The organism is Pseudomonas sp. AM8, assembly GCF_036346475.1.
Classification (GTDB): Bacteria; Pseudomonadota; Gammaproteobacteria; order Pseudomonadales; family Pseudomonadaceae; genus Aquipseudomonas; species Aquipseudomonas marginalis.
The window spans coordinates 65925-78853 of record NZ_JAOTNX010000003.1 but is presented as its reverse complement, the minus strand read 5'-3'; the positions used below and the strand labels follow the sequence as shown (position 1 = coordinate 78853).

Genomic DNA, 12929 nt, shown 5'->3' with positions numbered 1-12929 from the left:
GGGTGGCGGGGTGCACGCGAGGCGCGCCGCCCAAACGTCAGTAGCGTTGCTGTACCAGGGCCTCATAACGTGCCCAGATTTTTTCCGCATAGCGCATGCGCAACGCGTCGCGCTCAGGGCCGGAGCCGGGCCCGACATTGTAGGACCCCACCGCCGTCCAGTTGTAGCCAAAGCGCTGGATAAACTCGGCCAGTATGGACGCCCCGACTTCCACCGACAGGCAAGGCTCACTCAACAACCTTTCCTCGGTGATACCCAGCTTGAGCAGGCGAGGCAAATGGATACTGTTGATCTGCATCAGGCCGATATCCCGTGTGCCGTTACCGTTGGCGTAGTTCATCGCATCCGGGCGAAAATCCGACTCCACGGCGGCGATAGCCTGTAGCAACTCCGGCTCGATATCGTAGCGATGGGCGGTTTCCTCCCAGCAATAGGCCAGTGCCTGATTGCCGCTCGTCACCAGGCCAAGCCACAGCAGCCGGCGCCAGAACTCAGCCATGACTGACTTGTCCACAGGCCGAACACACATGCGGCAGGGTATCCATAGGCCCGGGCCCTGCTCGCTCAGCCTTCACCGGGCATGTAAAGCGATACCCGCGACCATAAATGGTCTTGATAAAGCCTTTGTCAGCGCCAAGATGCTTGCGCAGCGAATAAATGCAACGGGTCAGCGACTCCTCGGCGACCTCCCCCTGGGGCCAGGCCAACTCGAGCAAACGATCCTTGGTCATCAGTACACCGCCAGAGACCAACAGCAGCCGCAAAACATGCAGCTCCTTGGGTGGCAACTGGACGTCGCTGCCGTCGCCGGTCAGGCGACCATCGCCATGCAGCGTCCACTGGGAAAAGAGCAGGGACGTCGTCAACTCATCATTCACGACGGCCATATCTACCTCGACATCCGACTACTGACATTGAAGTCCTTATGTTCCAGTACTGGCTCTTGTGCCCACATCACGACTATAAAAAACCACCTTGCAGCCCACGCTAGGAAAAACCCCATACAGCCGACGCTTTTTAGCAACACCCTGTAAGACACTTCACCCACATACGTCAGGCGCTCCCCCATTTATAGACCTCGTGCAACTCAACACCCAACCGATCCTGCAGTTGCACCAACTCGCCCAATGCGAGCAACCGGCCATTAACCCGAACTTCCACGCAGTGGATGATGCCCGGCGACAATGGCAGCACCTTTCCAGCAGCAAAGGCTGCCAGGCGCCTGCGGCTGATCAGTTGTTCCTGTAGAAGAATTTCCAAATGCATGGGTCAACACCTTATTCACGGAGAGCTATCGCGACCCGGGCGTACAAACGCACGTTGCACGCGCTCGTATTGCGCCGCACTCAACGGTGGTGCGCCCACGCCTGTGGCCAACGCCTTCAACTCGCTACCCGCGGCCCGGGCCTGAATGACAAACAGGCGAACCTTGGCCGGGCCGGCTGGAGCGGTGCTGCGTCCCGGCTCATGCGCCTCACGGCTGAACGCTCCCAGCCACAGGCGCTTGCCCTGCGCGACCCTCACCACACTGCTGGCACTCACCCGTCCGACCGCGGTCGGTTTGCCGCGCCGCCCCGCCTGGCTCAATTGTCGACCATCCTCGACATGGAGCAGCATCTCGATCTGGTTCGCTTCGGCAAAACGCGGCAGTACGCTGACCTGGGAGCCGTATTGCACGGGCTTCCAATCAGCATGGTCGGCTCCGGGAGCAGGCAGGTAGAAGGTGTGGTTATCCTGGAACATGGCCGGCACATTCTCCTGGGTGAGAATCACCGGCAACGTCATCACCCTTGCTCGCCGCCGGCGCTCCAGCGTGGCGATTTGCGCCATCACGCGGTTATCGTCCATCGGCTCCAGAATGCGCGTGGCCTGGGCCTTCCCATCCTTGTCCCAGTCAAAGCCCAGCTTTTTCAGTTCGTCACGGTCCACGTCCACCATCCATAGCGAGACTTCGATAGACCGCTTGGGCGCGTCCAACTCCGCCACCAGGCGCTCGATGAACCCCAACTGCGCAGGTTTACCCTTGATCAGCAGGCTATTGGTATCCGGGTATGCGATCACCACCAGGTTCTTGTCGGCCAGCGGTCCCTTCTGTTCAGAACCCAACAGGGTTTCGATCGTCGACGCGATTCCCGGCACCGTGACCTTTTCGTCACCCATGACATAGCCGCGGTCTGCCACGTGGGTGTTGAGTACCTGAACGACAGCAAACGCCTGGTTACCTACTTGTAATTCAGCACGCTCGCGATCCATCAATTGGGCCAGGCGCAAAACGTGGTCGACATAATGAGGTGGCCCGGATACATCGAATGTGTGTGCCCCGCTCACGCGCAGGGGGTAGCGCGTCTCATCAAGACCCGAACGGCGCATGAGGCCACGAAACCGCTCGACAGATATATGCCGCAGCACCACTGCCGAACGTTTTGCCTCGCTGGCGTTGTAGAGGTAGAGCGCCTGGCCATCGCTGTACCAGATCAAGCCGTACTGCAACGCAAGCGTCTCCAGGGCGTGCAGCGGCATAGCGAGGTCAATGACCTCGCTGATGCGTATGCGCGCCACTTCACCGCTCACGACGATGGGCAGGCCCATGGGCACGGACAAGGCGGTAAAGACGGTATGCAGGCTCTCGTCCTGCGCCTGGTAGGTTTCGCCCCGGGCACCGGCACTTCCCAGCATCAGCGCGGCAAGCAGCAGCCAGAGACAGGGAGTTGTTACGGAAAAGTGAGCGTACACCTGGGATTTCCTGGGCGGCCTGGCAGTAAGAAGCGGCCATACTGAGAGGCAGCCGAGTTTCAATCTTGATGAAAAGTTGACGGCTGGCGGCGCCCATCGGCCCGTGGCATGTGCCTTGCTACGGACTCCGTATCAAGGCGCGCACCAACGGCGGAGCGGGCTTACGGACAAAGGCGTCGTTACCCGCAATGGCCTTGCATCGCCATCTGAGGGAACGACGCTTTTTTGTGAAAGAAAAGGTAGGTGTTGATGAACGATTCGGTTGGCAACAGCCCGACGAACGACCCGCTGGCCTGGGTCAACGGCAGTGATGCCCCGGAAAAGAGCAGCCTTGACCTGGGCTTCATGGCCTTGAGCGATTGCGCATCCCTGGTGGTGGCAGCGACCCAAGGTTTCGCCCAGCCTTATGGCTTGACCCTCAACCTCAAGCGCCAATCTTCATGGGCCAACCTGCGGGACAAACTGGTCAGCGGCGAACTGGACGCCGCCCACAGCCTGTACGGGCTGGTCTATGCCGTGCACCTGGGCATCGGCGGCGTCGCACCTACCGACATGGCAGTCTTGATGGGGCTGAACCAGAACGGCCAAAGCATCAACCTGTCCCGCAGCCTGCAACAGCAGGGCGTGGTCACTCCTGAGGCGCTGGACCGCCACGTGCACCAAAGCCGAACAAAACTGACTTTCGCCCAGACCTTTCCCACAGGCACTCACGCCATGTGGTTGTACTACTGGCTGGCGAGCCAAGGCATTCATCCGCTACAGGATGTGGACAGCGTCGTGGTACCGCCCCCGCAAATGCTCGCGCACCTGCAGGCCGGGCGTATCGATGGCTTTTGCGTCGGCGAGCCCTGGTGCGCCAGTGCCGTCAAGCAACACCAGGGCTTTACCCTGGCGACCACCCAGGCGATCTGGCCGAACCATCCGGAAAAGGTGCTCGGCTGCACCCAGGCGTTTGTCGACCAGTACCCCAACACCGCCCGCGTGTTGGTGATGGCGATCCTCGAGGCCAGCCGCTTTATCGAGCAAAACACCGAAAACCGCCGCTCCACCGCACAATTGCTCAGTGGCCGCGAGTACCTCGATGCCCCGCTCGACTGCATCGAGCCGCGTTTGCTGGGCGCCTATGACGACGGCCTGGGCAACCAATGGCAGGACCCCCACGCCCTGCGTTTTTTTGCCGATGGCGAGGTCAACCTGCCCTACCTCTGCGATGGCATGTGGTTCATGACCCAGTTTCGACGCTGGGGCCTGTTGCGCGAAGACCCTGATTACCTCGGCGTTGCGCGCCAAGTGCAACAGCTGGCGCTGTATCGTCAGGCCGCCGAGGCACTGGGCCTCGGCGACAACGGCCAGGACATGCGCAGCAGTCAACTGATCGACGGCAAGATCTGGGACGGCTCGGATCCCGCCGGCTACGCGCGCAGCTTCCGCCTGCATGCCATGGCGGACCCTACCAGCCGCCAAGCCTTGCGCTGACAGGAGGATGTCCATGCTGCGAATCCTGTTGATCAACGACACGCCACGCAAAGTCGGCCGCCTGAGGACAGCGCTGATCGAGGCTGGCTTTGAAGTGATCGATGAATCCGGCCTGACCATCGACCTGCCTGCGCGCGTCGAAACGGTGCGCCCGGACGTCATCCTGATCGATACCGAGTCACCGGGCCGCGATGTGATGGAGCAAGTGGTACTGGTCAGCCGCGACCAGCCCCGGCCCATCGTAATGTTTACCGACGAGCACGACCCCGACGTGATGCGCCAGGCCATCAAGTCCGGGGTCAGCGCCTACATCGTCGAAGGCATTCAGGCGCAGCGCCTGCAACCGATCCTCGACGTGGCCATGGCTCGCTTCGAGAGCGACCAGGCCTTGCGCGCCCAACTCCAGGCCCGTGACCAACAGTTGGCCGAGCGCAAGCGCATCGAGTTGGCCAAGGGCATGCTGATGAAAATGAAGGCCTGCAATGAGGAAGAGGCCTACACCCTGATGCGCCGCCAGGCCATGAGCCGCCAGCAGAAACTGATCCAGGTGGCGGAGCAGATCATCGCCATGAGTGAACTGCTCGGTTAAACATCCGTAGCAGCTGTCGAGCTCCAGCGAGGCTGCGTCGGCCGCGACTCGAGCTTGAATCGGCAGTGCGGCCGACGCAGCCTCGCTTGCGCTCGGCAGCTGCTACGGGGGTAAGGCCGTGAGGTGGATTGGTTTTCGTAGCAGCTGTCGAGCCTTGGCGAGGCTGCGTCGGCCGCGGCTCGAGCTTGAGTCGGCAGCTGCGGATTTGCGCGGTGTTGGATAAGACGGTATCTACGGGTTTGCGCGGAGCTGGAGAAGACGGGAGCTACGGCCGGCATGTTGGCGCAGGACTTGCTAAGTAATCACCACAGGTAACCAACGGCGGTTGCCCCTTCACGACAAAGACGTCGCACACCCGGTTTGCCCTTGCGAACCCGGTGGCGGCGTTTTTTTGTTTTGGCCCCGGTAGCACGGGGCCGGTGGGGCGGCCTCAGCCGGCGGCTCCATCACCAGGCCTTCTTACAAGACTCCCAACCGTTGAGGTGCGTGATGAAATCAAGCTTCTGGAAATCCGGGCACACCCCGACCCTGTTTGCCGCGTTCCTGTATTTCGACCTGAGCTTCATGGTCTGGTATTTGTTGGGCCCCCTGGCGGTGCAGATTGCCGCCGACCTGCACCTGACCACCCAACAACGCGGCCTGATGGTGGCGACGCCGATCCTGGCCGGCGCGGTGCTGCGCTTCCTGATGGGCATGCTGGCGGACAAGCTGTCGCCCAAGACCGCCGGGCTGATTGGCCAGGTGATTGTGATCGTCGCCTTGTTCGGCGCCTGGAAACTAGGGATTCACAGCTACGAACAAGCCTTGTTGCTGGGACTGTTCCTCGGCATGGCCGGCGCATCCTTTGCGGTGGCGCTGCCGCTGGCGTCCCAATGGTACCCGGCCGAACACCAGGGCAAGGCCATGGGCATCGCCGGTGCCGGTAACTCGGGCACGGTGTTCGCGGCGTTGCTGGCCCCGGTGCTGGCGGCGGCGTTTGGCTGGAGCAATGTGTTCGGCTTTGCGCTGATTCCACTGATCCTGACGCTGATCGTCTTCGCCTGGCTGGCACGCAATGCACCCGAGCGGCCGAAAGCCAAGTCCATGGCCGATTACTTCAAGGCCCTGGGCGACCGCGACAGCTGGTGGTTCATGTTTTTCTACAGCGTAACCTTCGGCGGTTTTATCGGTCTGGCCAGCGCCCTGCCCGGCTATTTCAACGACCAATACGGCCTGAGCCCCATGACTGCCGGCTACTACACCGCCGCCTGCGTGTTCGGTGGCAGCCTGATGCGCCCACTGGGCGGCGCCCTGGCCGACCGTTTCGGCGGAATCCGCACCCTGCTCGGCATGTACAGCGTCGCGGCGATCTGCATTGCGGCGGTGGGTTTCAACCTGCCCAGCTCCTATGCGGCACTGGCGCTCTTCGTCTGCACCATGCTCGGCCTGGGTGCGGGCAATGGCGCGGTGTTCCAGTTGGTGCCACAGCGTTTCCGGCGTGAGATTGGTGTGATGACCGGCTTGATCGGCATGGCCGGCGGCATCGGCGGTTTCGCCCTGGCCGCGGGCATGGGCGCGATCAAGCAGAGCACCGGCAGCTATCAACTGGCCTTGTGGCTGTTCGCCAGCCTGGGCGTACTGGCCTGGTTCGGCCTGCATGGCGTCAAGCGTCGCTGGAGAACCACCTGGGGTTCGGCCGCAGTGACCGCTGCGCGCGTCTGATGAGCCTGCAACTGAGCGTCGCCCACGCCAGCGCCATCGGCCCACGGGCGGAAAACCAGGATGCGCTGCGGGTCGTCACCCCCGCAGCGGAACTGGCGGCGAGCAAAGGTTACCTGTGCGCCATGGCCGACGGTGTGAGCCAGTGCGCCGACGGCGGACTGGCCGCACGCTCGACTTTGCAGGCCCTGGCCCTGGATTACTACGCCACGCCGCAAACCTGGGGTGTGGCACAGGCATTGGAGCGCTTGCTGCTGGCGCAAAACCGCTGGTTGCAGGCCAATGGCGGCGGCCAGCCGTTGCTGACCACCCTCAGTGCCCTGGTCTTTCGCGGCCAGCGTTTCACCCTGGCCCATGTCGGTGATTGCAGGGCGTATCGCTGGCTGGACGGTGAGTTGCAGCGCATCAGCGAAGACCATGTGTGGGAACAACCGGGCATGCAGCACGTGCTCAAGCGTGCCCTCGGCCTGGATCAGCACCTGGTGCTGGATTTTCTCGACGGTCAATTGCGCGAAGGTGAGTGCTTCCTGCTGCTCAGCGACGGCGTCTGGGCCACCCTGGGCGATCACAGCATCAGCGCGATCCTGCGCGAACAAACCGACCTGGACCTGGCGGTCACCACGCTGGTCAATGCCGCACACCTGGCGGGCAGCCAGGACAATGCCAGCGCCTTGCTGGTGCGCATCGACACGCTTGGCGCCGCCACCCTCGGCGACGCCCTGGTGCAATTGCAGCAATGGCCCTTGCCACCGCTACTGAAATCCGGGCAACGCTTTGAAGGCTGGCAGGTGGACAGCGTGCTGGCGCAAAGCAGGCAGTCGTTGCTGTACCGGGTACGCGATGCCCAACAGCAACCCTGGCTGCTGAAAACCTTGCCACTGAGCCGCGACGACGACAGCGACGCCGGCCAGGCATTACTGTCGGAAGAGTGGTTTTTGCGACGGGTAGCCGGGCGTGCCTTTCCTGAGGTGCACGCCGCCAGCGGGCGCCAGCATTTGTACTACGTCATGCGGGAATATCCGGGGCAAACCCTGGCCGAGCTGTTCCAGCACCAGGGCCCATTGCCCCTGGCGCAATGGCAGTCCGTCGCCGAGCGTTTGCTGCGCGCAGTCGGCATGCTGCACCGACGGCAGATCCTTCACCGCGACATCAAGCCGGAAAACCTGCTGCTGGGGGATGACGGTGAATTGCGCGTGCTGGATTTCGGTCTGGCCTACTGCCCCGGTCTTTCCGAGGACCGGGCCCACGTACTGCCCGGCACCCCGAGCTTTATCGCGCCCGAAGCGTTCAATGGCGACCGTCCGACAGCCCAGCAGGACTTGTACAGCGTAGGCGTCACCTTGTATTACCTGTTGACCGGGCATTACCCCTACGGGGAAATCGAAGCCTTCCAACGGCCTCGATTTGCCCAGGCTGTCAGCGCCAGCCGCTATCGCCCGGATCTCCCCGATTGGCTCCCCCTGAGCCTGGAGCGCGCCGTGGCTGCACAGCCGGCGCATCGCTATGAAACCGCCGAGGAATGGCTGCTGGTGCTGGAACAGGCCGACCGCCAGGAGCTGAGCATCCGCCCCAGGCCCCTGCTGGAGCGCGAACCATTGAAGGTCTGGCGCACCTTGGGCCTGGTCTCGATGCTGATCAACCTGATTCTTCTGTATTCACTCTTTCACAACTGACGTCAGCTCTAGACGAGGAAAAACCCATGAACGCAAAAGTCTGGCTGGTGGGCGCGGGCCCTGGCGATCCGGAGCTGTTGACCCTCAAGGCTGTACGGGCCCTGCACGAAGCCGATGTGGTACTGATCGATGACCTGGTCAACCCCGCAGTGCTGGAGCACTGTGCGGAGGCACGGGTGATCACGGTCGGCAAACGCGGCGGCTGCCGCTCGACCCCGCAGGACTTTATCCACCGCCTGATGCTGCGTTACGCCCGCCAAGGCAAGTGCGTAGTGCGGCTGAAAGGGGGTGACCCGTGCATTTTCGGCCGCGGTGGCGAAGAAGCCGTGTGGCTGCGCGAACGCGGCGTCGAGGTAGAGTTGGTCAACGGGATCACCGCCGGGCTGGCGGGGGCAACGAATTGCGCGATTCCACTGACGTTGCGTGGCGTCAGCCGCGGTGTGACCCTGGTCACGGCCCATACCCAGGACGACAGCAGCCTTAATTGGCGCGCATTGGCCGAGGGCGGGACGACATTGGTGGTGTATATGGGAGTGGCCAAGCTGGAGGAGATTCGCCAGCAATTGCTCGAAGGCGGGATGGCGGCAGATATGCCGGTGGCAATGATCGAAAACGCCTCATTGCCCCAACAGCGCGAATGCCGCAGTGAGCTGTCGCGGATGCACGAAGACGCACAGGCATTTGCCTTGAAGAGCCCGGCGATTCTGGTGATCGGCCATGTTGCGGCCGCCGAGCAGACGGCTTATGTCGCTGCCGCAGTCAGCGCCTGAGGCAAATTCCAAGCAAAAAAAACCCGGCCGAGGCCGGGTTTCTTCTACATCTCAGTAATTACTGAGCGGTAGCTTCAACCGACGCTTCTACGCGACGGTTAACAGCACGACCAGCTTCAGTTGCGTTGTCAGCAACTGGGCGGGATTCGCCATAACCTACAGCAGTTACACGGCTAGGAGCCACGCCGTCTTTAACCAGGACTTGCTTAACAGCGTCAGCACGACGCTGGGACAGCTTCTGGTTGTAGGCGTCTGGACCTACGGAGTCAGTGTGACCAGCAACTTCTACGTTGGTAGCTGGGTACTGAGCCATGAAGTCGGCCAGGTTTTTCACGTCGCCGTAGCTGTTAGGCTTAACAACGGCCTTGTCGAAGTCGAACTTAACGTCCAGCTCAACACGAACAACCTGGGCAACTGGAGCTTCTGGCTCTGGAGTTGGCTCTGGAGCTGGTGCTGGGGTAGGAGCTGGAGCAGCTGCGCCAGCGTTACCGCCGAAGTTCACGCCCAGGCCAACCAGTGCGGAGTAGTCCCACTTGCCGTTGTCCAGACCGTAGTCAGCTTCAACACCGGCACGAGCGTACAGGTTGTTGGTGAAGTAGTACTTCACACCAGTACCAACGGTAGCGAAGGTAGTTTGGTCGCGACCGCTGTGGCCGTCAGCCTGGACGTTGGTACGGCTCTGGTGACCGAAGCCGCCTTCTACGTATGGACGCAGGCTGTCTACGCCAGCTTGACCGAAGTGATACTGGGCAACCAGGCTGCCGGTATCGCCTTTGATCTTCTGGTTACCAGTACCGTCGTTCGAACGGGTGTGGTTGGTCTTGTCGTAGGACAGGTTCAAGGACAGGTCGTCGGTCAGGAAGTAACCGATGCGAGCGCCAGGATTGAAGCCGTCTTCGATGTGCTTGACGCTATCGTTGTACTGCTTCTTGTAGAACAGCTCGCCTTCAACTGCGCCTTGGCCTTGTGCCAGAACGCCGAAAGAAGTAGCGGCAATAAGAGAACCAATGGCCAAGCCCAAGGTGTTTTTCAGTTTCATCCGTTAAATCCCCATCTGGTGATTGTAAAGCAGTCCCACAAACCGGGGGACAACTCGGCGACAAGTCTAACAGAACTTGCCTACACGTAAGAGATATTTGCCACGCACTAAGTTTCAGTCTCGCCCGCAAATTTCTCACGTAATTTATCTAGAGCACGCTTGTAACGCATTTTTGTAGCACTCAAACCCATGTGCATGATGTCAGCGATTTCCTGGAACTCCAGCTCTGCGACAAATCGTAGCACCAGAATTTCCCGGTCAATCGGGTTCACATACACCAGCCAGCGATCAAGTCCGCCCTTCTCCTCGGGTGCCGGCGCCTTTTCTTCAGACGCCTCCTCAAGGGGGTCCAGACTCAAGGCGTCCATCAAGCGACGCTTTCGCCGTTCCTTCCGATACTGCGTGATGCACTCGTTGTAGGTGATGCTGTACAGCCACGTCTTGAACTTCGATTTGCCCTCGAAGTTCTTCAGGCCGTACAGCACCTTGAGCATCACTTCCTGACAGACATCATCCGCATCTCTATCGTTCCCTAAATACCTTGAACAAACGTTGAACAGAGTGCGTTGATATCTGCGCATCAATTCTTCATACGCGCGAGTTACGTGAAACAGCTCCGTGTGTGCGCGCGCGACCAACTCCTCATCAGAGAGCTCACGGGGGTCATAGCGCGTGGACAGCGTTTGGGCTTTATTCAAAACAAGTCGTGCCGACAGTCAGGTCAATGTCCGCTACAGCCCGGTCAGCCGGGCTTGCGGCGGCGTACATTAGCAGGGTTTACCGGGTTAGCGGCTACTGACCTGCTGCTCGAGGAGAATCCGATTGGACAGCGACACCAGGTCGCCGTCATCGGTCAGCACCGTCGTCTTGACTGTGCCGATCTCCTCGATTTGCCCTTCGACCTCGCCCACACGCACCTGTTGCCCAACCTGATACAACTCACGCACATAGATTCCCGCGAGAATCTGGCCGGCAATTTCCCGGCTTCCCAAGCCCATGGCCAGCGCAACGGCCAGACCAACGGTAATCAAAACGATGACGATCACGTGGTTGAGCAGGTCAGTCTTGACCTCCAACTGGCTGATCGCGACCGAAATACTGATGATGATCACCAACCCCTGGGCGATACGCCCCAGGCCAGCGGCATAATCCAACCCCACCCCTTCAGCGGCGCCGCGCACCAGCCCATTGGCCAGTTGAGCAAGCAAAACGCCTACGAGAAGCACCAGCGCGCCGCCGAAAACCTTCGGCAAATACAGCGCCAGCATGTCGAGCGTAGCTGAAACTCGCTCAAGTCCAAGGGATTGCGCCGCAGAAACCAGAAAAATCAGCAAAACAAACCAATAGACGATCTTGCCGATCAACGTGGAGATCGGCACCTGCAACCCGGCGCGGCCCAGCAGCTTGGTCAGGCCAGTGCCGGCCATCAGGCGGTCAAGACCCAGTTTCGCGAGCAATTTGGACAGCAGGGTGTCGAGCAGCTTGGCCACGACAAAGCCCAGCAACACCAGGACCAGGGCACCAAACAGGTTGGGGATGAAATTCGCCACCTTGGTCCACAATGCGGTCATCGCGGTGACCAGGCTCTGGGTCCAGAGATCAAGTTCCATATTCAATCAGCCTTATCAGCAGTGCGAGCAAGAGGTTTACGACGGGAAACCGGCGACACGTGGGCCGAACCGTTGTTCAGGGCCATCATCAACGCCGGCATCCAGCGGCCGAGCAGACCGAACAGGTCACCCGCGCCCACCTGGCGGTTAGCGGTTTTCAATACGCGGCCCAGGCAGGCATCGTCGTCACGGTTGGACGGCGAGGCATTGAGCATGTCACGCAAAGACTGTTCGAACGGATCGTGCATAAAGACCTCTCGCAAGTGTTTTAAAAGACGAGGGTAAAATTCCTGGGGTCACATAGGCCCCTTCCTACGTTCAGGTCATATTCAGCTCAAACCCAGCGCAATCGTCGAAACAGCCACCATTGTCCGAGTGCCACCGAGACCATCAACAGGCATGCAATCACGAATCCGTAGGGGCTGGCGGAGAACGGTATCCCCCCCACATTTATACCCAGCAAACCGGTCAGGAAACTCATCGGCAGGAAGATTCCCGTGATGATCCCGAAGCGGTACATGGTGCGGTTCATGCGCACGCTCAAGCGCCGGTCTTCGGCCTCAAGCACAAGCCCCACGCGCTCCCGGGTCAATTCGAGCTCTTCCAGGTAGCGGGTCAGGCTGTTGTTCAATTCGTTCCAGTAGTCGGCATCGTCGTCACAGAACCACGGCAATTTTATCCGCGTGAGCTGGGCAAAAATATCCCGCTGCGGCGACAGGAAACGCTTGAGCCCGGCCGCTCGGCGACGGATCTGCAAAACACTGCCATGTTCAGGTGTATACCGTTCGTCGGTATCGAGTTTTTCTTCCTCCGCATCGACGATTTCCGACAAATCCGTGACCAGATCCTGGACCTTGTTGGTCAGGTACTGCGCCATATAAAGGATGAGCTCCGAAGCGGTTTTCGGCCCCTTGCCATCCGCCAACTGCACCAGCAGTTCATCGGTGGCGCGCAACGGGCGCAGACGCAGGGAGATCACGCGGCTGGCGGCAGCGAAGATACGTACCGAGACCATGTCTTCCGGCTCGGCCCCCGGGTTGAGGTTGACCCCGCGCAGGAACAGCAGCAACTCGGCATCCGGCAGCGGCAACAGGCGTGGGCGGGTGTTCTCCTCCAGCAGCAGGTCACAGGCGAATTCGCTCAAACCACTGGATTTGCGCAGCCAGGTCTGGGTCTGGGGATGGCTGCGATCCCAGTGCAGCCACAGGCTTTCCTGGGGCTGCAGTTGCAAGTCGTCGAGCTCAGTCCGGGCAATCGAACGCGCACCGCCTTTACCGTCCAGCACCAGGGCATGCACCAGCCCCCACTGCGCGTTTTCTTCCTCGAACATCCTCACCCCTG

General features: G+C 60.8%; 14 protein-coding genes. 5 read left to right on the top strand and 9 right to left on the bottom strand.

Annotated elements, in window-relative coordinates; all coding sequences use genetic code 11:
- Positions 1-37: 37 nt before the first annotated feature.
- The 4 genes from V3W40_RS09815 to sctC all read right to left on the bottom strand — a co-directional run bounded on the left by V3W40_RS09815 (position 38) and on the right by sctC (position 2676).
- The gene (locus V3W40_RS09815) at positions 38-499 is read right to left on the bottom strand and encodes a transglycosylase SLT domain-containing protein (protein ID WP_027603696.1); all 462 of its coding nucleotides are present in this window, start codon (positions 497-499) and stop codon (positions 38-40) included.
- The gene (locus V3W40_RS09810; RefSeq protein ID WP_065924771.1) at positions 492-887 is read right to left on the bottom strand and encodes a winged helix-turn-helix domain-containing protein; all 396 of its coding nucleotides are present in this window, start codon (positions 885-887) and stop codon (positions 492-494) included. Before V3W40_RS09810 ends, V3W40_RS09815 begins: the two co-directional genes overlap by 8 nt.
- A 166-nt stretch (positions 888-1053) precedes the next feature.
- Positions 1054-1266: a FliM/FliN family flagellar motor switch protein gene (locus V3W40_RS09805; RefSeq protein WP_330214948.1), complete on the bottom strand. Its 213-nt coding sequence runs from the start codon at positions 1264-1266 to the stop codon at positions 1054-1056.
- Between the two features lie 15 nt (positions 1267-1281).
- The gene (gene sctC, locus V3W40_RS09800) at positions 1282-2676 is read right to left on the bottom strand and encodes a type III secretion system outer membrane ring subunit SctC (RefSeq protein WP_330215063.1); all 1395 of its coding nucleotides are present in this window, start codon (positions 2674-2676) and stop codon (positions 1282-1284) included.
- Between the two features lie 306 nt (positions 2677-2982).
- Here sctC and V3W40_RS09795 point away from each other — a divergent pair, with 306 nt between their 5' ends.
- From V3W40_RS09795 to cobA, 5 genes are all read left to right on the top strand, one after another.
- A complete protein-coding gene (locus tag V3W40_RS09795; RefSeq protein WP_323147523.1) occupies positions 2983-4209 on the top strand; it encodes a CmpA/NrtA family ABC transporter substrate-binding protein in 1227 nt (408 codons plus the stop codon).
- 13 nt (positions 4210-4222) lie between these two features.
- On the top strand, positions 4223-4798 hold the full coding sequence (locus V3W40_RS09790; protein ID WP_027603690.1) for an ANTAR domain-containing response regulator: 576 nt from the start codon (positions 4223-4225) through the stop codon (positions 4796-4798).
- A 489-nt stretch (positions 4799-5287) separates the two neighbouring features.
- Complete coding sequence (locus V3W40_RS09785) at positions 5288-6499, top strand: nitrate/nitrite transporter (RefSeq protein WP_053132785.1); 1212 nt, start codon at positions 5288-5290, stop codon at positions 6497-6499.
- The gene (locus V3W40_RS09780) at positions 6499-8169 is read left to right on the top strand and encodes a bifunctional protein-serine/threonine kinase/phosphatase (protein ID WP_323146267.1); all 1671 of its coding nucleotides are present in this window, start codon (positions 6499-6501) and stop codon (positions 8167-8169) included. Before V3W40_RS09785 ends, V3W40_RS09780 begins: the two co-directional genes overlap by 1 nt.
- Before the next feature lie 26 nt (positions 8170-8195).
- Positions 8196-8939, top strand: a complete 744-nt coding sequence (gene cobA, locus V3W40_RS09775) for a uroporphyrinogen-III C-methyltransferase (protein ID WP_065924776.1) — start codon at positions 8196-8198, stop codon at positions 8937-8939.
- A gap of 58 nt (positions 8940-8997) precedes the next feature.
- Here cobA and V3W40_RS09770 read toward each other — a convergent pair whose 3' ends face one another.
- From V3W40_RS09770 to V3W40_RS09750, 5 genes are all read right to left on the bottom strand, one after another.
- Positions 8998-9978 (bottom strand): OmpA family protein, encoded by a 981-nt coding sequence (locus tag V3W40_RS09770; protein ID WP_065873888.1) that lies wholly within the window; start codon positions 9976-9978, stop codon positions 8998-9000.
- A 107-nt stretch (positions 9979-10085) separates the two neighbouring features.
- The gene (sigX, locus tag V3W40_RS09765; RefSeq protein WP_003175518.1) at positions 10086-10676 is read right to left on the bottom strand and encodes an RNA polymerase sigma factor SigX; all 591 of its coding nucleotides are present in this window, start codon (positions 10674-10676) and stop codon (positions 10086-10088) included.
- A gap of 87 nt (positions 10677-10763) precedes the next feature.
- Entirely contained in the window at positions 10764-11588 is an 825-nt protein-coding gene (locus V3W40_RS09760; protein WP_003175519.1) for a mechanosensitive ion channel family protein, read from the bottom strand.
- 2 nt (positions 11589-11590) lie between these two features.
- Positions 11591-11836: a hypothetical protein gene (locus tag V3W40_RS09755; protein WP_015885347.1), complete on the bottom strand. Its 246-nt coding sequence runs from the start codon at positions 11834-11836 to the stop codon at positions 11591-11593.
- A gap of 86 nt (positions 11837-11922) precedes the next feature.
- Positions 11923-12918: a zinc transporter ZntB gene (locus V3W40_RS09750; RefSeq protein WP_027603685.1), complete on the bottom strand. Its 996-nt coding sequence runs from the start codon at positions 12916-12918 to the stop codon at positions 11923-11925.
- Positions 12919-12929: the final 11 nt, after the last annotated feature.